The 24,085-nt window shown below is 53.3% G+C and carries 29 protein-coding genes, 1 other RNA gene and 2 pseudogenes; 8 read left to right on the plus strand and 24 right to left on the minus strand.

From position 1 onward, the window contains the following. The first annotated feature begins 108 nt into the window (after positions 1 to 108). Positions 109 to 1,161, plus strand: coding sequence for a DUF2333 family protein (locus BCA33_RS10510; RefSeq protein WP_071265640.1), 1,053 nt, complete (start codon positions 109 to 111; stop codon positions 1,159 to 1,161). 71 nt (positions 1,162 to 1,232) lie between these two features. Here the strand turns inward: BCA33_RS10510 and ppa are convergent, their stop codons facing one another. From ppa to rpiA, 3 genes are all read right to left on the minus strand, one after another. Then, a complete protein-coding gene (ppa, locus tag BCA33_RS10515) occupies positions 1,233 to 1,760 on the minus strand; it encodes an inorganic diphosphatase (protein WP_071265642.1) in 528 nt (175 codons plus the stop codon). A 138-nt stretch (positions 1,761 to 1,898) separates the two neighbouring features. Next, complete coding sequence (locus BCA33_RS10520) at positions 1,899 to 3,038, minus strand: acyl-CoA dehydrogenase family protein (RefSeq protein ID WP_071265644.1); 1,140 nt, start codon at positions 3,036 to 3,038, stop codon at positions 1,899 to 1,901. 140 nt (positions 3,039 to 3,178) lie between these two features. Further along, positions 3,179 to 3,859, minus strand: coding sequence for a ribose-5-phosphate isomerase RpiA (gene rpiA / locus BCA33_RS10525; RefSeq protein WP_071265646.1), 681 nt, complete (start codon positions 3,857 to 3,859; stop codon positions 3,179 to 3,181). A 134-nt stretch (positions 3,860 to 3,993) separates the two neighbouring features. On the opposite strand from rpiA, the pseudogene ilvA reads away from it, so the two are divergent. Further along, positions 3,994 to 5,530, plus strand: a pseudogene (ilvA, locus tag BCA33_RS10530) (threonine ammonia-lyase, biosynthetic). 399 nt (positions 5,531 to 5,929) lie between these two features. On the opposite strand, the gene BCA33_RS10535 reads toward ilvA, so the two are convergent. The 4 genes from BCA33_RS10535 to BCA33_RS10550 all read right to left on the minus strand — a co-directional run bounded on the left by BCA33_RS10535 (position 5,930) and on the right by BCA33_RS10550 (position 7,310). Next, positions 5,930 to 6,562, minus strand: coding sequence for a 5-formyltetrahydrofolate cyclo-ligase (locus BCA33_RS10535; RefSeq protein WP_071265648.1), 633 nt, complete (start codon positions 6,560 to 6,562; stop codon positions 5,930 to 5,932). 4 nt (positions 6,563 to 6,566) lie between these two features. Beyond that, positions 6,567 to 6,746, minus strand: a non-coding RNA gene (ssrS, locus tag BCA33_RS10540) — 6S RNA. A 61-nt stretch (positions 6,747 to 6,807) separates the two neighbouring features. After that, positions 6,808 to 7,104 (minus strand): cell division protein ZapA, encoded by a 297-nt coding sequence (locus tag BCA33_RS10545; protein WP_071265650.1) that lies wholly within the window; start codon positions 7,102 to 7,104, stop codon positions 6,808 to 6,810. Further along, positions 7,104 to 7,310, minus strand: coding sequence for a TIGR02449 family protein (locus BCA33_RS10550; RefSeq protein WP_071265652.1), 207 nt, complete (start codon positions 7,308 to 7,310; stop codon positions 7,104 to 7,106). The genes BCA33_RS10545 and BCA33_RS10550 overlap by 1 nt, the downstream gene beginning before the upstream one ends. 192 nt (positions 7,311 to 7,502) lie before the next feature. Between BCA33_RS10550 and BCA33_RS10555 the strand changes: the two genes are divergently transcribed. The 5 genes from BCA33_RS10555 to BCA33_RS10575 are packed head-to-tail and all read left to right on the plus strand — an operon-like array spanning position 7,503 to position 12,888. Then, entirely contained in the window at positions 7,503 to 8,102 is a 600-nt protein-coding gene (locus BCA33_RS10555; protein WP_071265654.1) for a UPF0149 family protein, read from the plus strand. Between the two features lie 26 nt (positions 8,103 to 8,128). Next, on the plus strand, positions 8,129 to 9,448 hold the full coding sequence (pepP, locus tag BCA33_RS10560; RefSeq protein WP_071265656.1) for a Xaa-Pro aminopeptidase: 1,320 nt from the start codon (positions 8,129 to 8,131) through the stop codon (positions 9,446 to 9,448). 4 nt (positions 9,449 to 9,452) lie between these two features. Continuing rightward, positions 9,453 to 10,718, plus strand: a complete 1,266-nt coding sequence (ubiH, locus tag BCA33_RS10565; RefSeq protein ID WP_071265658.1) for a 2-octaprenyl-6-methoxyphenyl hydroxylase — start codon at positions 9,453 to 9,455, stop codon at positions 10,716 to 10,718. Then, complete coding sequence (locus BCA33_RS10570) at positions 10,715 to 11,938, plus strand: FAD-dependent oxidoreductase (protein ID WP_071265660.1); 1,224 nt, start codon at positions 10,715 to 10,717, stop codon at positions 11,936 to 11,938. Before ubiH ends, BCA33_RS10570 begins: the two co-directional genes overlap by 4 nt. A gap of 29 nt (positions 11,939 to 11,967) precedes the next feature. After that, on the plus strand, positions 11,968 to 12,888 hold the full coding sequence (locus BCA33_RS10575; RefSeq protein WP_071265662.1) for a DUF808 domain-containing protein: 921 nt from the start codon (positions 11,968 to 11,970) through the stop codon (positions 12,886 to 12,888). A 2-nt stretch (positions 12,889 to 12,890) separates the two neighbouring features. Here BCA33_RS10575 and BCA33_RS10580 read toward each other — a convergent pair whose 3' ends face one another. The 8 genes and pseudogenes from BCA33_RS10580 to BCA33_RS20820 all read right to left on the minus strand — a co-directional run bounded on the left by BCA33_RS10580 (position 12,891) and on the right by BCA33_RS20820 (position 16,618). Continuing rightward, positions 12,891 to 13,610, minus strand: coding sequence for a 16S rRNA (uracil(1498)-N(3))-methyltransferase (locus BCA33_RS10580; protein WP_071265664.1), 720 nt, complete (start codon positions 13,608 to 13,610; stop codon positions 12,891 to 12,893). Between the two features lie 8 nt (positions 13,611 to 13,618). Beyond that, positions 13,619 to 14,407: a twin-arginine translocase subunit TatC gene (gene tatC / locus BCA33_RS10585; RefSeq protein WP_071265666.1), complete on the minus strand. Its 789-nt coding sequence runs from the start codon at positions 14,405 to 14,407 to the stop codon at positions 13,619 to 13,621. A gap of 131 nt (positions 14,408 to 14,538) precedes the next feature. After that, positions 14,539 to 14,816 (minus strand): annotated as a pseudogene (tatB, locus tag BCA33_RS10590) (Sec-independent protein translocase protein TatB); the annotation flags it as partial. Positions 14,817 to 14,827: 11 nt separating this feature from the next. Then, entirely contained in the window at positions 14,828 to 15,058 is a 231-nt protein-coding gene (gene tatA, locus BCA33_RS10595) for a Sec-independent protein translocase subunit TatA (protein WP_071265668.1), read from the minus strand. A 91-nt stretch (positions 15,059 to 15,149) separates the two neighbouring features. After that, entirely contained in the window at positions 15,150 to 15,479 is a 330-nt protein-coding gene (locus BCA33_RS10600; RefSeq protein WP_071265670.1) for a phosphoribosyl-ATP diphosphatase, read from the minus strand. 12 nt (positions 15,480 to 15,491) lie between these two features. Continuing rightward, complete coding sequence (gene hisI, locus BCA33_RS10605; protein ID WP_071265672.1) at positions 15,492 to 15,908, minus strand: phosphoribosyl-AMP cyclohydrolase; 417 nt, start codon at positions 15,906 to 15,908, stop codon at positions 15,492 to 15,494. 85 nt (positions 15,909 to 15,993) lie between these two features. Then, the gene (locus BCA33_RS22800) at positions 15,994 to 16,257 is read right to left on the minus strand and encodes a LysE family transporter (protein ID WP_217632656.1); all 264 of its coding nucleotides are present in this window, start codon (positions 16,255 to 16,257) and stop codon (positions 15,994 to 15,996) included. A gap of 49 nt (positions 16,258 to 16,306) precedes the next feature. Then, a complete protein-coding gene (locus tag BCA33_RS20820; RefSeq protein ID WP_217632655.1) occupies positions 16,307 to 16,618 on the minus strand; it encodes a LysE family translocator in 312 nt (103 codons plus the stop codon). Positions 16,619 to 16,931: 313 nt separating this feature from the next. Between BCA33_RS20820 and BCA33_RS10615 the strand changes: the two genes are divergently transcribed. Continuing rightward, positions 16,932 to 18,038, plus strand: a complete 1,107-nt coding sequence (locus BCA33_RS10615) for a DUF2855 family protein (RefSeq protein WP_071265674.1) — start codon at positions 16,932 to 16,934, stop codon at positions 18,036 to 18,038. Positions 18,039 to 18,117: 79 nt separating this feature from the next. Here BCA33_RS10615 and BCA33_RS10620 read toward each other — a convergent pair whose 3' ends face one another. The 9 genes from BCA33_RS10620 to BCA33_RS10660 all read right to left on the minus strand — a co-directional run bounded on the left by BCA33_RS10620 (position 18,118) and on the right by BCA33_RS10660 (position 23,994). Then, complete coding sequence (locus BCA33_RS10620; RefSeq protein WP_071265697.1) at positions 18,118 to 18,450, minus strand: YnfA family protein; 333 nt, start codon at positions 18,448 to 18,450, stop codon at positions 18,118 to 18,120. A gap of 104 nt (positions 18,451 to 18,554) precedes the next feature. Further along, positions 18,555 to 18,866, minus strand: a complete 312-nt coding sequence (locus tag BCA33_RS10625; protein ID WP_071265676.1) for a c-type cytochrome — start codon at positions 18,864 to 18,866, stop codon at positions 18,555 to 18,557. A 63-nt stretch (positions 18,867 to 18,929) separates the two neighbouring features. After that, positions 18,930 to 20,216 carry a sorbosone dehydrogenase family protein gene (locus tag BCA33_RS10630; RefSeq protein ID WP_071265678.1) on the minus strand — a complete coding sequence of 429 codons (1,287 nt, stop codon included), beginning with the start codon at positions 20,214 to 20,216 and terminating at the stop codon, positions 18,930 to 18,932. Positions 20,217 to 20,330: 114 nt separating this feature from the next. Next, positions 20,331 to 20,804, minus strand: coding sequence for a hypothetical protein (locus BCA33_RS10635; RefSeq protein WP_071265680.1), 474 nt, complete (start codon positions 20,802 to 20,804; stop codon positions 20,331 to 20,333). 117 nt (positions 20,805 to 20,921) lie between these two features. Further along, positions 20,922 to 21,221: a CcdB family protein gene (locus tag BCA33_RS10640; protein WP_071265682.1), complete on the minus strand. Its 300-nt coding sequence runs from the start codon at positions 21,219 to 21,221 to the stop codon at positions 20,922 to 20,924. Continuing rightward, entirely contained in the window at positions 21,221 to 21,466 is a 246-nt protein-coding gene (locus BCA33_RS10645) for a type II toxin-antitoxin system CcdA family antitoxin (protein ID WP_071265684.1), read from the minus strand. The genes BCA33_RS10640 and BCA33_RS10645 overlap by 1 nt, the downstream gene beginning before the upstream one ends. 485 nt (positions 21,467 to 21,951) lie before the next feature. Then, complete coding sequence (locus BCA33_RS10650; protein ID WP_071265686.1) at positions 21,952 to 22,521, minus strand: hypothetical protein; 570 nt, start codon at positions 22,519 to 22,521, stop codon at positions 21,952 to 21,954. Between the two features lie 54 nt (positions 22,522 to 22,575). Further along, positions 22,576 to 22,992, minus strand: coding sequence for a DUF2513 domain-containing protein (locus BCA33_RS10655; RefSeq protein ID WP_071265688.1), 417 nt, complete (start codon positions 22,990 to 22,992; stop codon positions 22,576 to 22,578). A gap of 72 nt (positions 22,993 to 23,064) precedes the next feature. Then, positions 23,065 to 23,994 (minus strand): hypothetical protein, encoded by a 930-nt coding sequence (locus tag BCA33_RS10660; RefSeq protein WP_139172981.1) that lies wholly within the window; start codon positions 23,992 to 23,994, stop codon positions 23,065 to 23,067. Positions 23,995 to 24,085: the final 91 nt, after the last annotated feature.

A 24,085-nucleotide genomic window follows, 5' to 3' on the forward strand; every position in this document is an offset into this window, starting at 1 on the left:
TGTGTAATTGTTTGTGAATTCTGCGGTGTGTATATAGAGCCCACCTTAGGTTACGATCCGTATAGACCGTTTGCACAGTCAATTTCCAGACAAGGGGCTCAACGTAATATGTCAGGCAAAATCAGACAGTATTTCAAAGACAAGAAAGAAAACGCTCAGGATTATGCCGGCAACAACGGCGTGATCGGCAAATTTGTAGTGGTTGTTCTGTTGGTATATTTGCTGATAACAGTGGTGTTGGGTATTTACTGGAGCAGCGAGCCAGAATCCTTCTCTGTGCGCGAACACACCCGGGCGGTTGCCAACGAGATGCAGCGGGAGCCCGTAACCGGCTTTGCCACCACCGCAACCATGATCCGCATAGCGGAAACCCTTCTGGACAAGCCTGGCGGTTATATCTCCAACGACATTTTCCCGCCGGGCCTGTGGATGGATAACACTCCCAACTGGGAATACGGCGTACTGGTGCAGCTACGTGATCTTTCTCGCGCCATGCGCAAGGACATCAGCCGCTCCCAGAGCCAGTCTGCCGAAGACCCTGATTTGATCATTGCCGAGCCGCAGTTTCACTTCGACAGCGCAAGCTGGGCTATTCCTTCTACGGAAGCGGAATACCGTCGTGGTATCACGGCGCTCAAGCGTTACCTCAACCGTCTCTCTAGCCCGGAGCAGTCCAATGCACAGTTCTTCGCCCGCGCCGACAATTTGAGCAATTGGCTAGGCGATCTGGAAACCCGCTTGGGCAGCCTTTCGCGCACCCTGGGTGAGAGCGTTGGCAAGGCATCTGTATCAGAAGCTGTAGCCAATGTGGATGCAGACAACCCGCTGGAGGAAGAAACGAGTGGCGGCGACATTAAAACTGACTGGGCTAAAATTGACGATGTGTTTTATGAGGCTCGGGGCAGCTCCTGGGCGTTGCTGCATATCTTCCGCGCGATTGAAGTGGATTTCCGGAAGATACTCCGGGACAAAAACGCGATCTCCAGTGTGAAGCAGGTGATTATTGAGCTTGAAGGCGCTCAAGGAGAAATGTGGAGCCCGGTTATCCTTAACGGCAGTGGCTTTGGTGTTCTGGCAAACCATTCACTGACCATGGCGGCCTATCTTTCACGCGCCAATGCGGCAATCAGCGATATGCGAGATCTTTTGTCACGCGGTTGAGGGCGTTCATTTACACATAAAAAACCGGGCTCAATGGCCCGGTTTTTTATGTGTTCAATCAATCAAGCAAATCAGTTGGTGTAAGCCTTGATTGAATCAACGATGGCTTGCTTCGCATCTGCAGCGCTGCCCCAGCCTTGTACCTTAACCCACTTGCCCGGCTCCAGGGTTTTGTAATTCTCAAAGAAGTGCTTGATCTGGTCGCGCAGCATAACTGGCAGATCTTCGAGCTCTTTGACATGGTCGTAGGCAGTGGTCAGCTTGGTGTGTGGCACGGCAAGCAGCTTTACGTCACCACCGGCTTCATCTTCCATGTTCAGGACACCCACCGGCCGGCAGCGGATAATCGCGCCATGTTCAATCGGGTGAGGAGTAACGACCAGCACATCGATCGGGTCACCGTCGTCGGCCAAAGTGTGGGGGATAAACCCATAGTTTGCCGGGTAGAACATGGGGGTAGCCATAAACCGGTCTACCAGTAGCGCGCCCATGTCTTTGTCCAGTTCATACTTGACCGGGGAGCTGAAGGCCGGAATTTCAATGGCAACGTAGATATCTTCAGGCGGGTTTTTGCCTGCGGGGATGTTGGCGAATTGCATATGCGATCCTTCCTGGTAGGTCTCGAGTGTGCGTTTAACTGCGGTTAAAATTTGTGCGCGCAATTATACGGGACTCTCTCGCAGTTCGAAACTAAACGTTGGTCGTGTCGGGCGCAAAGCTGGATTGCGAGGGGATAGTTAAAGTTTGATCTGCTTGGCAATCAGTTCTTTCATGATTTCCGTCGTGCCGCCGCCAATTGACAGAATCTTCGCGTCCCGGTATAGCCGCTCCACCACAGATTCGCGCATATAGCCCATGCCGCCGAAAAGCTGCACGGCCTCGCGGGTGACCTTCTCACACACCTCCACGGAGAAGTTTTTCGCCATGGCGACCTGTTTGATCGGGTTTTTGCCTGCTTGCATCAGTGCTGCGCAACGGTAGGTGTATTCACGGGCCACGTCGATTTGAGTGGCCATGTCGACCAGTTTGTGGCGGGTAACCTGGAAGCCGGCAACTGAGCGGCCGAAGGCTTGGCGTTGTTTCGTGTATTCCATGGCGGCTTCATACGCAAGCTGGGCGGTCATGTAGGCCATGATGGACAGGCTGAGGCGTTCCGCCAGGAAGTTGCTCATGATGGCGATGAAGCCGGCGTTTTCAGCGCCGATCAGGCGATCCGCTGGTACCCTGCAGTCGTCAAAGAAAAGCTCGGCGGTGTCACTGGCCCACCAGCCCATTTTGCGGAGTTTGGTGCCGGTGGAAAAGCCGGGCATGTCGCGATCGATCAGCAGCAGGCTTATGCCGGCGTGGCCTTCGCCTCCGGTGCGCACGGCTACAGTGTAGTGGTCGGCCCGGGTGCCGCTGGTGATGAAGGTTTTGCTGCCGTTCACGATGTAGTGATCGCCATCGCGCACGGCGCGGGTTTTGAGGCTGGCTACATCGGACCCACCGCCGGGCTCGGTAATTGCGAGAGCTGCAATTTTTTCGCCGCGCAATACTGGGGGCACAATCTGTTCACGGATTTCTTTTTTTGCCCACTTGGCAACAGGGGGCATGCCGATATCCAGAGAGCCCAGGCTGGCTACGAAGCCGCCTGAGGTGGAGCGCATCAGTTCCTCAGACACAGCCACTTTCAGGAAAATATCTCCTTCACCTATCCCGCCCAAAGCTTCAGGGAAACCTATGCTAAGTAGACCCGCATCCCCTGCTTTTTGATAGATTTCACGGGGAAACTCGCCAGCTTCTTCCCATTCATCGATATGAGGAAGTACATGGGTTTGTATAAATTTGCGGGCGGTTAGTCGCACCTGTTCATGGGTTTCGTTGAAGTAGTTGGACACGGTGGTATTACCTTTGTTCTTGGAATAAAAGGTGAGTGTCGCTCAATTTACAGAACCAAGCAAGCGCTTGGTTGTTGTTTGGTCGTGCAATAAAAAAGCCGGCCCGGGAGCCAGCTTAAGAACCATTTGGGTTAAAAGCGTCAGGCGCCTTTGCGGGGAATGCTCTTGACGCCTTCGCTGGTGCCCAGCAGTAGCAGGTCAGCCGGGCGGCGGGCAAAGAGCCCGTTGGTCACAACGCCCACAACGTTGTTCAGCCGCTCCTCAACCTGGATCGGGCGGGAAATATCCATGTTGTAGATGTCTAAAATTATATTGCCGTTGTCGGTGGTGAAACCATCCCGGTACACGGGGTCGCCGCCCAATTTAACAATTTCACGGCCAACATGGCTCCGTGCCATGGGAAGCACCTCTACCGGCAGAGGAAAATCGCCCAGAATACCGACTTTCTTGGATTCGTCTGCAATGCAGATAAAGGTCTTGGCAACCGCTGCAACGATCTTCTCGCGGGTCAGTGCACCGCCGCCGCCTTTGATCAGCTCAAGGCGTTCGTTGACTTCGTCGGCGCCGTCTACATAAAACTCCAGTTCGCCGGCGCTGTTCAGATCATATACAGGAATGCCATGGCTTTTCAGGCGCTGCGCTGTTGCTTCCGAGCTGGCCACTGCGCCATCGAACTCGGTTTTCAAATCTGCGAGCATATCGATGAAAAAGTTGGCGGTGCTTCCCGTACCAACACCGATAACGCTGTCACGCTCCAAACGCGGTGCTATGTAATCCACTGCGGCTTTGGCAACGGCTTTCTTAAGTTCGTCCTGGGTCATGGGGCACTCCGGATGCAAATCGTATGAGTTCAGGCTCATTATAGCGCTTAAGCGTGGTCTGCTTATAGACGGCTACCGTGCAAACTTTCTACACTGTAGGTTTTCCCAAACACACATCAGTAACCGGAACCAACATGCCGCAACGCTACATCAAGAAGATTCTCGATGCGCGCGTCTATGACGTGGCCATCGAAACACCCCTCACTGAAGCCCACAGCCTGTCCAAACGCTTTGGCAACAATATTCTGCTTAAGCGCGAAGACCTTCAGCCGGTGTTTTCCTTCAAGATTCGCGGCGCGTACAACCGGCTTGTTCAATTGTCGGAAGAGCAGAAATCCAAGGGCGTTATCTGTGCCTCTGCCGGTAATCACGCGCAGGGTGTAGCGCTGGCGGCCAAAAAGCTGGGTATTAAAGCGGTTATTGTCATGCCGCAGACTACGCCGGAGATCAAAGTGCGCTCGGTGCGGGATCATGGCGCGCGGGTAGTGCTCAGAGGCGATGCCTTTGATGAAGCCGCAACGCACGCACACGAACTGATCGAGAAACATGGCTATACCTACATACCGCCTTATGACGACCCGGATGTTATCGCCGGGCAAGGCACGGTCGCCATGGAGATATTGTCGCAATTCAGCAAGCCGATCCATGCGGTATTTATTTGTGTAGGTGGGGGCGGCCTGATTGCGGGTATGGCGGCCTATATCAAATATTTGCGCCCTGATATCAAGGTGATTGGTGTTGAGCCAGATGACTCGAATTGCCTGCAAGCCGCCATGAAGGCCGGCAAACGCGTGATATTGGACGAAGTGGGCATCTTTGCGGATGGGGTCGCGGTAAAGCAGATCGGAAAATATCCTTGGGAAATCTGCAAAGACCATGTGGATGAGGTGATCACCGTTTCCACCGACGAGATCTGCGCCGCTATCAAGGATATCTTTGAAGACACCCGCTCTATCTCAGAGCCTGCCGGGGCGCTGGGCGTTGCCGGCATCAAGAAGTACATTGAGCGGGAAAAGATCGAGAATGAAAACCTGGTTGCCACCCTGAGCGGTGCCAACATGAACTTTGATCGCCTGCGCTATATTTCCGAGCGCACAGAAATCGGCGAGAAGCGTGAGGCCATTCTTGCGGTGACCATACCGGAGAAGCCGGGGGCCTTCAAAACCTTCATCAACGCTCTGCATAAGCGCAGCATCACCGAGTTTAATTATCGCTACGCAGATGCTGGCAAGGCGACGATTTTTGTGGGTGTTCAGGTCCAGGCGGGTGGTTTGGGCAGAGGATGAGCTGGTACAGGATCTCCGTGAAACCGGCTACTCTGTTCTTGATCTCACAGACAGCGATATGGCCAAGCAGCACATTCGCCATATGGTTGGCGGCCACGCCCTCACGATTACCAATGAAAAAGTCTTCCAGTTTGAGTTTCCGGAGCGCCCGGGCGCCTTACTGAAATTCCTGATGTCTCTGGGAACACGCTGGAATATATCCATGTTCCACTACCGCAATCATGGCGCCGCCTACAGCCGAGTGTTGCTAGGAGCCCAGGTAGAAAATGACGAAGTAAAAGACTTTGAAGCCATGCTTGCAAAGGTGGGTTTTCGTTATGAAAACATGACAGACAACGAAGCCTACCAGCTGTTCCTGGGGGCAGGTAACGGTAAAGCCTCTTAGCCTGTGAGTGCAGCCAGCCGGGAACTCAATTCCCGGCTGGCTCTTTCGCGCAACCTTCCTCAGTGTTACTGCTTAATTTTCTTACTGAATTTTAATCTGTTAAAAATTGTAAAATTCAGGATGCGTGTTAGTCTTTCGTCAAAATCTGGGAAACAAGAATAGTTAACTGATTTCCCGAAGATTTAACTTTATTAGAGCAGGAAGATATACCATGGGTGGCAAGCCTGACATTATCCGGGCAATTGTGCTGATTTTTGCTGTCGGCCTTGTGATTACAGGGTTTACATCACTTCAGGCTTCTGAGGATAGGCCCTCGGCCGTAACGAAAAGTTCTGTTGCAGCAGATTCCGCCTATGTGGTCAGGGCTCCTGCCGCTCGGTAATCCGCCCCTCCCCCTCGCTATTTTACTCGGTAAAGCCGCTTATCTGTCACCACGCTATGCAGTGGCACATCCCAAGGTTCAATCGGTAGCTCGCCCACCTGCTGAAAGTCGTGAGCCAAGCCAATAAGCTTGGGCGCCAATCTTGGGCGCAGGCGGCTGAACGCGAACGTGCGGTCGTAAAACCCGCCTCCCATTCCCAGCCTTCCACCGTTTTCATCAAACCCCACCAGTGGGAATAAAACTGCGTCCAACGACCAGGCAGGTCGCTTGAGCCCTTTGCTGAATGCAGGTTCGGGAATGCCAAAGCGATTGGCCGTCAGCTCCACACCATCGTAATACGGGCTGAAAACCAGTTTTCCCGGGTGAACCGGATGCAGTACAGGAAGGTAGAAGTGAACGCCTTTGCGCTGGGCCATGGCGATATACGGATGCGGATCAATCTCGCCATCGTTGGGTAGGTAAATGGCTATGTGCTTGGCCCTGTGTAGGTCCGGATTTTTCACCAGATTAACGGCAAGCGAAACAGCGGCATGTTCTTGTTCCCGAGGCGATAGCAGGCGTCTACGTTGGCGCAAATGTTTGCGTAGCTCGCTGCGGGGCAGTGACGTTAAATCGGTTTCAGAAGGGGGGGAGTCGATAAGCTGGCTCAAAATAAAGCTTCCCGGGCTGCCGTTATCAGATGTAGCCCTTGAACCCAAAGTTCAAGGTCGGTGGCCGCTGTGACATATTAGGCTTTCCCCTTGCGGGGACGTGCTCACAATGCCCTAGAGTAGCCACCTGGGTAAAGCGCATCGGCTCGAGGACGAATCCGACCAGCGAACAGCCCAGGAAGTGAGTTCATTATAGGGCCAGATCCGGGGCAGATTGCAACACCTATTGGGGAATCTCTACAGGCTCAGTGGTTTGACGATTCTCCGAGGGCGTTTTCCAGTTTGCTGTCCATGGTTTTCAGGAGCGTGCTGGTGGCATCCGACATGCTGTCGCGCTCAAGCAGTTCGTGGGTCATGTTCAGTGCGGCCATCACCGCAATGCGCTCAGTGCCAAAAACTTTGCCGCTGGTGCGTATTTCACGCATCTTGTGGTCCAGGTGCCTGGCAGCACGAACGAGGGCATCTTGCTCTTCTGGGGGACAGGCCACCAGGTATTCTTTATCGAGAATTTTCACCTCAACGGTGGTGGGTTGCGTAGACATTAATGGTGCTCCAGTGCCCGAAGGCGGCCGATCATGGCTTCGATCTTGTTTTTGGCAAGATCATTCTTCTGCATAAGCTGGCCCCGTTCCCGGTTCCAGCCGTCCTGCAACTGCCTTAATGTAGCGTTGTCCTGCTCCAGTTTTTGGCAGTGTTCGATCAGCTTGTCCAGCTTGTCCGCTAATGCTTGTACTTCGGACTGTTCCATGACGTGCCCAGCATAGGTTTGAGGTAATTGCGACTAACTATAAGTGTGTGTGCCATAGCGGTCAATTTACAGGGGTGTCATAAGTTGTTTGTTGGCAATTCTTGCGGCCTAAGTACCAACCGGTCAGTGCCTTGAAGACACCTGAATGCTAAGATATGACCTTCACTTCGCAACACAGGATTGCCTTGGTTCATGTCAGAAACAGACACTGCCGACGCGGCTCATGCCGCTGAATTTGAGCGCTGGGCGAATGTTTTTACAGCCCATAAAGCCTTCAGTCACCCCTCCGAGCTGCACGGCGCTCTTTGTGGTCGTATGGCTACGGGTGCCCGGTTAGAGGAGCCAGAGTGGCTGTTCATGGTGTGCGAACACATGGGCCTGCCTGAGAGTGCGGCTGGCGAAGGCGAGAGCCTGACCGTTTTTATGAACGAAGCGTATGAACAAACGCTGGCGTTTTTAAAATCAGAGGATATGAGCTTTTATCCGCTGCTGCCTGATGATGACTACGCCATAGATCAGCGCCTGGAAGCTTTGGTGGCTTGGGTGCGAGGTTTTCTTGAGGGTATGGCCTTGTCTGCCGGAGAGTCTCTTGGCGAGGCGCCAGAAGAGATTCGCGAGTTGATGGAGGATATGGTGGCCATTAGCCAGGTATCTGAAGATCAGGAGCCGAACGACGAGGGCGAGCAGCACCTGCTGGAAATTATTGAGTACATTCGGCTTGGCGCTCTTGCCGTGTTTACCGAATTCAATCCTCCAGAAAAGCCTGCGTCCCAAGCGCCAACGCTACACTGAGAACGCCACACACTGCGGGAGAACTTATGTCGTCCATTATACCCGTCAAGGAATTTGCCGAGCGCCGTCGCAAGCTGATGGAGCGCATGGCGCCGGACAGCATCGCTATCATTCCGGCTGCACCAGAGCGTGTTCGCAACCGCGACGTACTGCACCCGTTTCGCCAAGACAGCGATTTTCAGTACCTGACTGGCTTTGGCGAGCCCGAGGCGGTACTGGCGCTGATTCCAGGCCGTGAACACGGTGAATCAGTGCTGTTCTGCAAAGAAAGAAACCCCGAGAAAGAGCTCTGGGATGGCTTTTTGGTAGGGCCCGAGGGCGCGATTGAGCGTTACGGCCTGGATGACGCCTTTCCTGTGGCCGATATCGACGACATTCTGCCCGGTATGATCGAAGGCCGCAGCCGGGTGTATTACCCGCTGGGCAAAGACCAGGGTTTCGATACCCGTGTGATGGATTGGGTCAAGGTTCTTCGCAGCAAAGTAAAAAGCGGCGCTCACCCGCCGGGTGAGTTCGTATCGTTGGAGCACCTCCTGCACGATCTGCGGTTGTATAAGAGCGCCAGCGAGATCAAGGCTATGGCTCGTGCTGGTGAGATCAGCGCCAAGGCCCACTGCCTTGCCATGAAACGAGCGCGCAAGGGAGGTAGTGAATACAACCTTGAGGCCGAACTGATTCATACATTTATGGATCACGGGGCCCGCTCCACGGCCTATCCATCTATTGTTGGCGCGGGCACCAATGGCTGCATACTGCACTACATCGAGAATATGGCGCCTTTGAAAGAGGGCGATCTGGTGCTGATCGATGCAGGCTGTGAGGTGGAATGCTACGCCTCCGACATTACCCGCACCTTCCCGGTCAGTGGCACGTTCAGCCCCGAGCAACGGGCGGTTTATCAAGTGGTGCTAGACGCGCAGTACGCCGCTATTGACGCCGTTCGCCCCGGCAATCACTGGAACCACCCCCACGAAGCAGCGTTGAGAGTGCTTACGGGCGGCTTGATCGAGTTGGGTATTTTGTCAGGTACCGTTGACGACGCCATTGCCAGTGAAGCCTTCAAGCCGTTCTTCATGCACCGCACCGGCCATTGGCTAGGCCTGGATGTGCACGATGTAGGCGACTATAAGGTTGGCGACGCATGGCGACTGCTTGAGCCAGGCATGGCGCTTACGGTTGAGCCCGGCTTGTATATCTCACCGAGTAATACCGATGTGGATGAAAAGTGGCGTGGCATCGGCATCCGTATAGAAGACGACGTGGTGGTTACCAAAGAAGGCTGCCGAGTGTTGACAGAGGGCGTGCCCAAAACCATTGAAGAGATTGAAGCGCTGATGGCGGAATGAGCCGGTGAAACACTCAGATACCGATGTGATTATTGCCGGCGGCGGACTTGCAGGGGCGACACTGGCCCTGGCGCTTGCCAGAGTTGCACCAAACCTGAGCGTAACTGTGGTTGAGGCTTTCCCGTTATCGGCGGATGCCTTGCCGGATTCTTATCAGCCCAGTTATGACGCCCGCTCCACAGCGCTGGCTTGGGGGTCACGGCTTATTTTTGAAGAGCTTGGGCTATGGCAGCGGTTATCAGAGCATGCCACGCCCATTAAACACATTCACGTGTCTGACCGGGGCCGTTTCGGCGCCACTCGCCTGAATGCCAAAGAATACGAGCAGCAAGCCCTGGGCTATGTGGTAGATAACCGCTGGATGGGGCTGTGCCTGATGCGGGAGCTGCTCGCCACCAGCGTACAGTGGCAGGCGCCGGCCGAGGTTGTTGATATGACGCCCTGCGAGCAGGGCGTAAGCGTTGCGCTGAAAACCGGCAACGAGACCCACACCCTAACGGCGCAGTGCCTGATTGTTGCAGACGGTGGGCGCTCCGGGCTGAGAGAAAAACTCGGCTTTCAGCCAATACATCACAGCTATAATCAGAACGCCCTGATTGCCAACGTATCCACCAGCGACAGCCATCAGTTCTGTGCATTCGAGCGTTTTACCGAAACCGGACCCATGGCGATGTTGCCCCACGGGTCACCCTCCCGCGCGGGCCATCAGTCTGCCTTGGTATGGACGCTGAGCGACCAGGAACTCGAAGAGGTTCTGGTTATGCCGAATAGCGACAAATGCCAGCGACTTCAGGCGCGTTTTGGCTGGCGCCTGGGCCGGTTTACCCATATAGGCGAGTGCAATCATTACCCCCTAACACTCACCACGGTGGACGAGCCAATACGGCCGGGTGTGGCGCTGGTGGGCAACGCTGCACACGCCTTACACCCCGTTGCCGGGCAGGGTTTTAACCTGGCATTGCGGGGCCTGATGACTCTGGTAGAGCAGTTCCGATTGGCAGCAGAGCAAGGCCGGCCACCTGGGGACTTCCAAATTTTGCGTCGCTACCACGAATTGCATCGCCCGGATTGGCAGCAAACCGTGCAGTTCTCCAATTCACTGATCCGCATTTTTGGGCACTCATTGGCCCCGGTTGCCGCAGCGCGGGATGCCGGCTTAATGGGTTTGGATTTACTACCCGGCGCCAAGCGATTGTTCGCGCGCAACGCTATGGGCACTGGCGGGCGCCGAGCTAATATCAGTGGGCCAGCGGCGAGTGATAAGACATGAGTGATACCCAGGTGTTCGATATTCTTGTGGTTGGCGGTGGCATGACTGGCACGGCTCTGGCTCTTGGCTTGTCTCAGCAGGGCTGGAAGGTTGGCTTGGTTGAAGGGGGTGATCGTGCCGCATTGCTGAGTACCCCTGTGGCGGTGAAAGGCGTGGCGGATTTTGAACCCCGTGTTAGCGCCATCTCCGTGGCCAGCCAGCAGTTGCTGGACTCACTGGGCGCCTGGCAAGGCGTTGTGGCAGGCCGCCATTGTCCCTACCAAGCCATGACCGTGTGGGATGGCGATGGCACCGGGCGTATCCACTTTGATGCGGCCGAACTGCAGGCCCGTGCCTTGGGGACGATCGTTGAAAACCGCAGCCTGGTTCGGGCATTGTTCGAGGCTGTTAAAACGAGCGGTGTTGAGTTGATTGACGGTGTGCAGGTTACCGGTTGTTCCCAGGGTGGCGATCAACGCAGCATTGAACTTGCCGATGGCCGCAAACTCGGTGCCCGTCTTGTGGTCGCGGCCGATGGCACCCACTCTCGCCTGCGTCAGTGGGTTGGGTTGCCTACCCGTGAATGGGATTACGACCAGCAGGCCATTGTGTGCACTGTGCGTACGGCTCAAAGCCACAGATACACCGCCTGGCAGCGGTTTTCCCAAACTGGGCCATTGGCGTTTTTACCATTGGCAACGGAAAACGGTGACGAGCACTTCTGCTCTATTGTATGGTCGCAAGATACCGAAGAAGCCCGGCGCCTGATGGCTCTGAGCGATACCGCGTTCACTGCGGAATTGGAGCGAGCCATCGAAAGAGAGCTTGGCGCTATTGAGTCGGTTTCCAAGCGCTTTGCCTTTCCGCTTCGGCAGCGCCACGCCAAAGACTATATTGCCCCCGGCTTTGCACTTGTAGGAGATGCTGCCCACACTATTCATCCGCTTGCGGGCCAGGGTGCCAACCTCGGATACGGCGATGTCCGGGTGTTGTTGGACGAGCTGAGCAAGGCCAAAAGATCCGGTTTGAACCCCGCACATGAACTGGTTCTGGCGCGGTACCAGCGCCGTCGCAAAGGCGAGAATCTGACCATGATGGTGGCTATGGAGGGCTTTAAACAGTTCTTTGGTCGTGATGAGTTGCCATTCAGGCTGATCAGAAATACTGGTATGCGCTGGCTTGACGGGCTTGGCCCGGTAAAAAATCGTATCGCTGCAGAGGCGATGGGCCTTACTCTTTAAACGGCTACCAAAATAAAGGATCTACACTGATGGCAGGAACCAGTCTGCTCATGCTTATCGACGACATTGCGACACTGCTCGACGATGTCTCCCTGATGACAAAAGCCGCCACAAAGAAAACCGCGGGTGTTTTGGGGGACGACCTTGCCCTGAACGCGCAACAGGTTACTGGTGTAAAGCCTGCCCGGGAGCTGCCCGTTGTCTGGGCTGTTGCCAAAGGTTCGATGGTGAACAAGGCGATTCTTGTACCGGCCGCTGTCGCGATCAGTTTTTTTGTGCCCTGGCTGGTTACGCCGTTGCTGATGCTTGGTGGTGGGTTTCTGTGCTTTGAAGGGGTTGAAAAACTGGCCCATAAATTTCTGCATGCAAAAGAAGATGAGCAGAAAAAAAAGGAGCTTCGCGAAGCCCTGAAAAAGCCTGAGGTAGACCTGAAGGTCTTGGAAAAACGAAAGATAAAAGGCGCTATCCGAACAGATTTTATCCTCTCTGCGGAGATTATTGCTATCACCCTGGGAGTGGTGGCGGGCGCCGGCATCGCTATGCAGTTTGCGGTGCTGTCGGTTGTGGCTGTAATGATCACTGTGGTGGTTTATGGCCTGGTTGCCGGGATCGTAAAGCTGGACGACGTTGGCCTTTACCTGAGCCAGAAAGACAATGAGCTGGCCCAGCGGGTGGGCAATGGCATTCTCTGGCTTGCGCCTTATCTTATGAAAACCTTATCCATTGTCGGCACCTTGGCGATGTTTCTGGTGGGTGGTGGCATTCTGGTGCACGGCATACCGCCGATTTATAACGCTATCGAACACTTCGCCGCAGACTTTGGTGGCTTGGCGACCACGCTGATTCCTATGCTGGCTAATGGTCTGATCGGGGTTGTAGCGGGGGCTGTGCTGGTAGCCGTGATTACGCCCCTGCTGCGGATGTGGGAAGCAAGGTCAGAGGCGGGCTGATTTCAAAGGCAGGCGTCAAACAACCTGCTGACAAGAACGGGCACAGCTGTTTCCACCCGCAGGATGCGTGGCCCTAAGTGAACGCTTTGGCAGCCGGCCTCTTCCAGTTTTCCCACTTCGTAAGGCGTGAAGCCGCCTTCCGGCCCTATGCACAGCGCAGTGGGCCTGTTCAGGTGTGTGGGGCAGGGCGTAGAAGTGCCCGGGTGCGCGACCAAGGCCTGTTTACCTTTCAGTAGGGCGGGCAGCTCATCTTCCACAAAGGGTTTGAACAGCTTGCGAATATGCACGTTTGGCATGGCCGTATCTTTTGCCTGCTCCAGCCCAAGGGTCAGGTTCTCCCGCAGGTTGTCATCCGACAGCCATGGCGTTTGCCAAAAGCTTTTCTCTACCTTGTAGCTATTAACCAGCCAGATGTCTTTTATGCCCAGCGTCGAGCTGGTTTGCAGAATACGGCGGAACATTTTAGGCCGGGGCATGGCCAGGATAAGCGTAAGAGGTAAAGGCGGCGGGGGCTGCTGATCCAGCAACACAACCAATTCAACTTCAGAGTCCGTGAGCGCTACCACCTCCCCAAGCCCAATTTGACCGTTTACGCGGCCAACCGGGAGATGATCCCCAATGGATGTTCCGAGCACAGATTTTATATGCTCAAACCGTCGACCCTGCAGTACAGCGCGATCTTGCGCAACAAAGTCTTCATCAAACAGTAAAGCCAGATTCATTCAGGAGATCACTCGTCCGCTTCCGGCTCTGCCACTTCACGCTTTGCCAAGCGGCCAAACAGAATGCCTAGCTCGAACAGGATCCACATGGGCACGGCCAGAAGGGTTTGGGAAATTATGTCTGGCGGTGTCAGCATCATACCGATTATAAAACAGCCCACCACTACGTATGGCCGTTTTGCTGCAAGGTCTTCGGGTGTTGTTACGCCACTTAGAATCAACAAAATGGTGGCAATGGGGATCTCAAAGGCGACCCCGAAAGCAAAGAACATTTTCAGTACAAAGTTCAGATAGCTGCTGATATCTGGCAGCTCAACAATGCCTTCTGGGCCGATGGCCGTAAAGAAGCCGAACACCAGCGGGAATACCACAAAATACGCAAACGCGGCGCCCAGATAGAACAGAATAACGGACGTAAACAGCAGAGGAAAAGCCAGCCGCTTCTCATGGGCATAAAGCCCCGGTGCAACAAAGCTCCAGAGCTGGTACAAAATGATTGGAATGGCTGCGAACACCGATAAAAACAGCGCCAGCTTAAGGGGCGCGAAAAACGGTGAGGTGATGTCCGTTGCGATCATGGTCTGGCCAATAGGCAGCAGTGATCGAATAGGCTCTGACAACCAGAGGTACAACTCGTTGGCGAAGGGGTAAATGGCCGCAAAGCAGATAACTACCGCCAAAACCATTTTCAGCAACCGGTTGCGAAGCTCTAGCAGGTGCGCAACCAGAGGCATTTCGGGTTGTTGCGGCGAGGTGCTCTGATGGCCTGGCTTTTCACCATCTGTTTTTGCATTCATGAAGGCTTATCCGATGATTTTGGTGTGGCAACCGAATCGGCCGAATTGCTTGCGCCAGAGTCTTCGGCTATATGGCTCTGTTTAGCCACAGCCTGTTTGTCGGTCGCCGATTTGCTGGCTGGTTTGTCCGACATAATCATGTGCTCGTATTGTTTGGCTTCGTCCAGGGCGCCACGTACGGTTTTCTTCACGTCGTCCAAGCCACATCGCCGGCTTCGCGCAGCTCTTTTCTCAGCTCATCGGCTTTCAGTTGGCGGTCCAGTTCGGAGGTAAACTGGCTGACCATGCGTCGCGCACCGCCAACCCAACGCCCAGCCGCCCGGGCAGCCGTAGGCAGGCGCTCGGGGCCGAGCACCAGCAGAGCAATAACGCCGCAAATTAGCAGCTCTAGAAAGCCGATATCAAACATTCTGCTTGGTCTCAGCCTTTGGTTTTGTCCTTGGATTTCTCTTCAGGGGCCTGTTGAGACTGCTCATTAGCGTTGCCTTCCAAAGAGTCCGGGTCTTCCGGTTTGTCGTCGTCATTCATGGACTTCTTGAAACCGCGAATGGCGCCACCGAGATCGCCACCAATGTTGCGCAGTTTTTTGGTCCCGAACAGCAGAACCACAATGCCCAGTACAATAAGAAGTTGCCAAATACTGATGCCCATTACGGGGTCCTCGTTTTTGATGTTTCTGTAGAGCCGTATTGTACGCCAAGGGAGTAGGTTGGCGGAAACCCCCGTAAGGGGTATTGCCAGATTACTCGATTCGGGAAGCCTTTTCGTCTAGCCCCGAAAGGTCAAACCGGTTAGACAGCTCATCCAGAATATCCTTCTGGCTAAGCCCCAGGCTAGAGAGCATAACCAAACTGTGAAACCAGAGATCTGCGGTTTCACTGATCACCGCCCGGGTGTCTCCCGAGTGCTCGGCATCCTTGGCGGCCAGAAGTGTCTCTGTACACTCTTCGCCAACCTTTTCCAGAATCTTGTTCAGACCTTTGGCGTGAAGACTGGCGACGTAGGATTTCTCCGGATCCGCTGTTTTACGGGCTTCGAGAACCCGAGTGAGGTTTTCCAGAACATCACTCACTGCACACACTCCTTAGTTACTACCATAAATGGCCTCCGGATCTTTAATAACAGGCTCAACGCTGGCCCACTGGCCGTCTTTCAGGGAGCGGTAAAAACAGCTGCGCCGGCCTGTGTGGCAGGCAATGCCACCTTTTTGCTCTACTTTCAGCAATATCACATCCTCATCACAATCGAGGCGGATATCTTTAATGACCTGCTGATGCCCAGAAGATTCACCTTTGCGCCAGAGCTTGCCTCGCGAGCGTGACCAATACACTGCCTGGCCTTCTTCAACGGTAAGGCGAAGCGATTCCCGGTTCATCCACGCCATCATCAGAATGTCGCCTGTGGCGGAATCCTGAGCAATAGCCGGCACCAGGCCGTCGGCAGTCCAGCGAATGGCTTCAAGCCAGTCAAGGGAGCGTAGATTATCAGTCAAGTCTTTCATTTTTATGAATCCTGAGCGTTTCGCAGGCGCTGTAGCTTATACTTTCGGCGATCATGGTGCGATCTGTTCTGCTCGATATTCAGAGCTAAAGCTTTGCACGGAGCAGGTTTAAACCAAGCCCGATATACACAAACCCTGTGATTTTACCCACAACCCCAGCCAACTGGGTATTCGACCTGGCTGCCTGTGTAAATCTGGAGGCGAACGCGACAAGCAAAAGACACCACAGCGTGCCGCCCAGCACAAATACACCGCCTAAAAACAGAAATATACTGGAGCTGTTATTGCTATCAGGAGCCACAAACTGCGGCAAGAATGCGAGAAAGAAAATAGCAATTTTAGGGTTCAGTAAGTTAGTAAGGAACCCTGGTAAAAAAGTTGTGAACGGCGTTGAGCTGCTACCCCAGAAGCGGCAGCCAACCTGCGATGATTGCGCAAGGCTTGAATGCCAGGTAGATCAAATACCCGGCGCCGATAAATTTAACCGCTGTAAATGCTAGCGCGGAAGTTGCCAGTATCGCGGAAAGCCCGATTGCTGCAAAGAGGGTGTGCGCGAGAATTCCGGCACTTACACCGAGTACAGATAGCAGCCCCGCAAAGCGCCCCTGAGATATGGTTCTGGCTAAAATGTACATGGTGTCGGGCCCCGGGGTAATCCAGAGCAAAAAACTTGCACTTAAAAATAGCCAAAAATCATGAGCTTCTAACACTCAGGCCCTCCGGGAGAATAATCACTGTGTCGCTTGGGGTATCAAGATTGTAGAGGATGTCCCAATAGATGACACCCATGTGCATAGCGACCAGCAAGCGCAAGCTATTGCTGACTATCGGTCGCCCGTAGGGCCATGCTCATTGAAGGGTGAAGCGCGAACAACACAGCTCAATCAAAAAAAATCGTTTTATCACGATGGTGCGTGTCCAGTAGGCTTGGTGAGGTGCACACGGCGAGAAGTTTTTCGGTAATGAACTATGATGAAAATCAACTTTATTAGAGATGCGAATTAAACCAAAAAGGATCTAAAGATGTCGCAATTCCAGACACGAAAAGACGATTTTCTCACGCAGCGTCTGGTTCCTTTAGACCCTGACGCCGTCGACGCACCACTTGTACCTGGGCAAATCAGGCTTGCCGTAGACAGCTTTTCTTTTACGGCTAATAACATCACCTACGCTGCGGCCGGCGACATGCTTGGTTACTGGCAGTTTTACCCGCCTGTGGGTGAAGACAGCGCTGGCTGGGGCGTCATCCCTGTTTGGGGATTTGCAGAGGTTATCGACTCTTGCTGTGATCAAATAGCCGTGGGGGAGAGGCTATTCGGTTACTTTCCGCCCGCAACACACGTTGTTATGCAACCAACACACATTACTGAGCGTCAGCTGATGGAAGGCAGCGCACATCGGGCGGAGTTGCCACCGGCTTATAACAACTATACCCGAATCCCGCAGGGCGCAGACGCCGACAAGAGAGCCGAGGCAGAGCGCATGCTTTTATGGCCGCTCCATATCACGTCGTTCTGTTTATGGGACGCCCTTAAAGATAAAGAGTGGCATCAGGCCCGGCAAATTATCATTCTCAGCGCCTCCAGCAAAACAAGTACCGGCCTGGCCTATGCACTGGCAAATGATCCGGGTGCACCACCCGCTGTTGCGCTCACCTCCTCACACAACCTTGAGCTGGTAAAGCAGCTGGGGGTCTATCAGCACGCGAATACCTATGATCAGCTTGATCAAATTGATACCAGTCTGCCGACAGTTATCGTGGATATGTCGGGCAACAGTGCACTGCTCAAGCAACTGGCCCAACGGATGGGCGAAAACCTGAATTACAGCATCAGAGTTGGTCTGACCCATTGGGCCGATAGCCAGGGGGATGCGGGCCTGGACGATGCGAAAAGCGAGTTCTTCTTTGCGCCTGCGTACATCCAAAAACGCATGAAAGACTGGGGACCGCAGGGTTTTTCTGAACGGAGTGAGCGCTTTTTGCATGCATCGGCTGCATGGAGCCGAAACTGGTTAAAAATCAGAACGGTGAAAGGCTTGAGTGGACTGGCAGAGATCTATCCAGATATCTGCCAAGGCAAACTGGCCGCAGACGAAGGCGTTATCGTCGCACTGGCGTCGTTAAAGTGAACCTCATCTTCAAGACGTTTTATCTTGCGGCTCTCTTCTTCAGCCTCTTTGAGATCAGAGCCTTCCCAAGAGTTTGTGGTTATGTGGTGCGCGGCCCGAACATGATGATTGCCATACCCACTAGCGCAACACCTGAACCAACCAAATCCCATGCCGTTGGTCTTACTCCATCAACGGCCCACAGCCAAAGTATTGCCGTAAAAATATAAACGCCACCATACGCAGCATAGACCCTGCCAGCAGCGGTGGGGTGCAGTGACAGTAACCAGGCAAATGCCATAAGGCTCAGCGCGCCCGGCACCAAAAGCCAGATAGTTTTGCCCTCGCGAAGCCAGAGGTACGGCAAATAACAGCCAACAATTTCCGCTAACGCTGTAACAAGGAAAAGCCCAACCGTTTTCAACTCAGGCAACAAAACTGACCCCTTGGTAGTAACCTTTGAAAAGATAGACAAGCCAGCTCTGCGCGCATCCGGTGAACCGGAACACAGGGGTGGCGGTTGTAACAAAGCAGGAACTACTGGGCGTTATTTGAGAGGAAAGCCGAAAGGTTAGCTATGTCGTCGTCGCTCAGGTTCCGCGCATTGGGAATCATCAGGCTGGAGTTCGCCCCGACTTTCTCGCCCGCGCGATAGGTTTCCAGCCTAGACTGGAGGTAGTCTGCATCTTTTCCAGCCAAAGCAGGAAAGCTGGCCATACCCTTGGCGGTCGGCCCGTGGCACTGGGCGCAGTTGCTGGCGTAGAGGCTCTTGCCTGCTGCGGTATCTGCCGCTTGGGCCTGGGCCAGACCCAGGGCACAAGCCAACGCAAACAGCATTGTTCGCTTCATAAGGTGTCCTTCAACTTCTGGAGGGGACTGCACTGCCCGAGGGCAGTGCAGTCAGTCAGGTAATCACTCAACAGTAAACCGGTGAATTTGGCCTTCGTCAACGGTAACATAGAGCGCACCATCCGGCCCCATCACCAGGCCGCGGAAACGGGCAGAACCTGCCGGTACCGGCATTTCGGTGATGTCCTGAACAGTTGGTCCATCGGCCGCCAGATCAATCACGTTAATACGCTGGCCTACCGGTGTACCACCAAAACCGATCCCCATAAAGCTGACTACCAAGCGGCCGTTCCAGTCTCCCCACTGTTCACCTTCCAGAAAGGCGGCACTGCTGATGCCCTGGGAGTAGCCGTTGTTATTCCACAGCGGCTTCATGGCATCCGGATACGTTTCAAGGTCCGTCATGGGCATGTAGGCCGAGCGCTCCTCGGGGTCCATTCCCTCGTTTTGGTTGGGCTGGTAACCGCAGTAATCATCCGGGCAATCTCCCCGGCCTGCCATGTTCGGGCGCGGGTCCCAACCGCTGTTGCCACCTGGCACCAGGGCGTTTACTTCATCAGAATGCCAGGGGCCGTGTTCAGTGACGATTGGCTGGTGGCTTTCTGGGTGAAATGCGATGCCTTGAACGTTGCGGTGACCGTAGGTAAAGATGCGCGGGTCGAAACCCTCCGGTGTGGCGTCGGCATTGCCGGGGGCCGCGTCGCCATTGCCGTCAATGCGCAAGACCTTGGCACCCAGGTTGTCCCCAAATTGCGGCAGGCTGCTGTTGTGGTTGTCGCCCGTTGTAACGTAAAGGAAGCCATCATCCGGGCTGAAGCGAATGCGCCCCCCGTTGTGGGCGCCGGAGTCACCGAACGGATGATCCGTGGGTGCCTGTTTGTAGGGGATGTCTTTCACTATGTCGGTGCGATCAGACACGGTGGCCAGGTCACCGCCCACCTTCAGTCGTAACACCCGATTGGAAGCGGGGTCGTCGCCTACGCGATACGCGGAATAGACGTAGATGGTGTGGTTGTCCGCAAAATCTGGGTCCAGCGTAACGCCGTTCATGCCGGCCTGGCCGGAGCAGAACAGATCGTCAGTGGTCATGGCATAGCCTTCAGAACCGCTCATGCCTAACAGGTGATTCACCGTGCCATCGGGCAACTGAACCGAGAGGCCTTTGCACTTTTCAGTGAAGAACATGGTGCCGTCGGGCATAAAGGCCAGATCCCACGGGCTTTCCAGTCCGTCCAAATACACATCTTGGCTTACCTCAGGCGCTTTAGCCTGCAGGGCCAGCGGCAAGCTCACCAAAACGGCCGAGGCCGCCGCTACACTGAGTGAACGAAGGGATGGTTTATGACTCATGATGGTTGCCCTTTGATTGTTGTTGTCGTTACGTTTTGTTACACCATGAGATGAGTGTAGATCTACATTGAGAATGGTCAATTTTTAGTCAGCGCGCACTGTCAAAACTTACGATCAGGAGCCACCCATCTTGACCAACCTTACCGCGACATCCGTATGTTGCGAGTCAGTTTCATTTTCGTGATGTGAGCCGAAAAGACTAGTCCATTGGCCCGCTTTCAATACCAGATTTCCGTAGCCGGAACTGTCACCGCTACTTGCTAGATACTCTCCAGCGTAGTTGAAATTAAATGTTCCGGGCGAGCCTTCGGCAGGCCTTAACTCATAGCCCATGGAAAACTCTTGGGACGACAGGAAACCCTTATCTTTGCCGGAAATAGAAGCCTGCAACATGTTTGAACTTTCAAGAAAATCTGACAATAGATCTGATGGAGGGCTGTCTGGTCTAGTGGCCTGACACTCGCAGTACCGCACTTCCAGAAGCAATGATTTGCTCGCCAAATAATCATCTGCGGTTGGCTGCCCGGCAAGTACGAAACCAGGGAGTGTGGATAGAACGAACAGGCTAGGTAATGTCATCCTTGGCATGATGCCTCCTTCTTAAAAGTTTTAACGCCCAGTTCACGCGGCTTGTTAACTAGACTCCGAATCGGGATACATCTCATAGTCTCAGTACCGCATGTCCAATTTAAAGAGGGCCTTGTATCAAAAACCTAAAAATAGCATGTCCAATGCTACGGAAATTTCATCCTGTTGTTCAGCAAGGCTACCAACGCCAGAACGCAATTCACCTTCGGACACAGCAGCCATGTACTGAGTAGCCATGACTACCTCTTGACCCTCAATGCTAAATACAGGATTCAGCCTCTGAGCAGGGGACGGTGCCGAGGTTTTGGGCAACAGTGGCACGACAACTCGGGTGTTCAAGCCACTGAGAAGGTCTGACTGAACGTCCAGTAGAAAACCAGCCCCACCCTTATTTTCAAAGACATCGAAACGAGCCATCAGAACTGGCGATGCTTTGCGAGAGGCAAGCCGTTAGCCTCGACGTATGCGTTCGAGCTTGCGAGGGCTTTGGCATTATCTTTCAGCCAGTTCTCCTGCTTATGAAGTTTCACAGCCACCGCGATCCCAGCCTCTGCTGACCGCGAGACATTAATTCCTAAAACTTTTGCCTCTTTGAGAAGGGCACTGTCCAGCGATAGGTTTGTTGGCTTTCGTATGGATTTGGTGGCTTCAGCAGCTTGCATGGTTCAGTCCTCGGAAGAAATGACACTCCAATAATATGCGCATATCCCTTGCCCATCAACCCTGCGCGATGGCAAGCTTTGGTGCTGGCGTTAGAGAATTTCCGGGTCAGTGGCCTAACGCCGCTATCACCGGTGCCAACGCCTTAGCGTAGCGGAGGTTTTGGCATCTGCTACATAGCCTGGTGTACGCCCAGCATGGGCATGAACTAATGGTGTGAAAGTCCCCTGTGGGAAGATCACCGTTCAGCCGGTTTTATCCGATTGATTCAACGGTAACCACTAGCGAATGGCAAGGGCCAAACCTTGAGAGGCGGTCTCCGGAACGCCGGCGGGAAGTAAGCCGCTAGCAAAACTGCGGGCCGATGAACATGAACATCATATGAGGCGTAGGCCGGAGGCGAATTGGCACCAGACGACGAAGCCACGTGATCTAACGGCCACCGTAAATGATGCAGTTGTGCAGTGACAGTACATATTTTTAAGGGTTAGATCGATGATATTTTTCCATCAATTTGATCTGCAGCCTGTTGAAGAACACTTGGATCAAGTGCCGATGAGAGTTCATTGAGGAAAATGACATTGCCTCCATTTCCGCTCGCACTTTTCAGCGGCCCTGGTTTCTTGTCGAGTGTGAGGACGTAATTATGTACCGACAAAGCTCCAAGCTCGATGTCGGCCTCTTGTTTGTTAAGAATTAGCCCATCTTTCCTCTTTCCTTGCCCACCAAACAGAGCATTCAGCCTTCTACGTTCATTATTCTCGAAAACGGAGCTAAAGGCACCCGCACCAAAACCTGAAGATCGCTGCTCATCGTCTGAGTAACGTGAATCCTTAAAGCCAAAGGTATGGACCTCCTCTACATCATCACCAAGGAGGGAGAAAATATACTTTTTCAGCCCGACCGTGTATGGCTTATTGGGCATCTGATTGATCTCGAATCGACCATGCTTACTGATCGCGAGCGAGAATTTATGCAATGGGAAATAAGCTAACAAATTAATATTATTTTGATAGGCGAAATCCCAGACATTGTTGTCGAGATAGACTCGCTTCATCGGCTTCCTCAAATATAACGCTGCAATCACGCGCCTTTCGCGTGCACTGCCATGTTATGAACTACCATTTGATAGCAATTCCGATACCCGTTTTTTTGCATATCCAATCGCGAGATCTTTCGCTACGCTTTTAAGGGTGTCAATACTAGACTGCTTGAAGTTCGCTTGTATGTCCTCCCAGACATTAGGCGCATTCAGCGTTTCAATGAAGTCATGGCCGTCTGCAGTGAGCCGTAACGGCACCACAGACCACGTGCAGCCACCGTTCCCCATTCGCTGGTAACCAATTCCATCTCTCGGTGAAAGGCTTTCGATAAACCCGCGATCAAGCAAAATATCGGAGTGGAATATGAAATTATCTTCCTCATAATCGAAACCTTTTTCCTTTACCTCTCTGATATCCGTAAAGGGTCCTTTCGCAGCTTGGAAGGCTTCTAATAATCCCTTCAAATAGTCTCGATCAATCTTCATTTTGAATTCTCTAACACTTCACAGCTCCTGCAGCATGCGCGCACATGAAATGGAGCCAAAAGCTTATATGTGTTAGTCATCGGTTTCGTCAAACTCCATCATGCGCTGGCGCCGCTCCTTCATGACTTCTCGGTCTTTCAGATACTGCCTCTGCTTTTCTTCATGCTCTTCTTTGTCAGGACGAGCGCGCTCTGAAATATCATCTTTATCGAGGCTTTCCAGAACGCGTTCTAATTCTTCAATCGTTTCAATGGTTTCAACTACTTCCTCCTTAGTCGGTTCGGATCGCCCATGTGCAGACATGTTTCTGATATGGCGCATTTTCTGTATCTTTAAAAGGAGGTGTTCCGGTAGTGCAATCCCGTAGTGCGCCAAGCGGCCCCGTGTCAATTCCATCATGAATGGTCGCCGCCGACCAAAATCTAAGCCGGCTTCCGACATAAAGGTCTCTGTCATTTTCTCAAAATAGGACCAAGCAGAAAGTAGTGCCCCTAAGGGATGAATTTTGGAAAGCTCTTGTAGCTTTTCGAGCTCTTGGTCATTGGACGGATTGCTCAGATTGTAAGCAGCGAGGTCTTGCTCCTCAGCAAACTGCGATATGATCTCATCGTACTCTTGACCATAGTGCTTCTTCAGAACCTGCTTAAAGAATTTTTGAGCAATGTTCATGTAAAAGATGCTGGTAAGCTCATTAGGTGATCCGAATCGGTGTTGGAGCGCATTGCGCTCATCAATTAACAGTTCAACCTTATTCAGATACGGCACCTCGATCTCATGTTTTTCAAGTGCTGATAAGCACCCCTGTATAGTGATCGTTTCTTTTGGGTTCTTATAAATGGACTCACCTGAATCAAGAACCAAATCTTTTAGGATCAGCTCGATTGCGTTGGCGAGATGAAGAATCACCAGCTTCCGGTCCAGCTCTTTCTTGCCGTTGTAATGTGACAATGAGTGTCCGAGCAGCTCCATTGCACTTTGAAATAAAGGTGACTCTATTGCCACAACTCCTCCTTAGTGACTAACAGAAATTGAACTCAAGCCTAGGAGATTGCGAAAATTTGACCGCTTCGTTATTCCGGTCTTTTCGAGCCCC

Origin of the sequence: Marinobacter sp. AC-23 (assembly GCF_001858325.1) — a bacterium.
In the GTDB taxonomy this organism is placed as follows: domain Bacteria; phylum Pseudomonadota; class Gammaproteobacteria; order Pseudomonadales; family Oleiphilaceae; genus Marinobacter.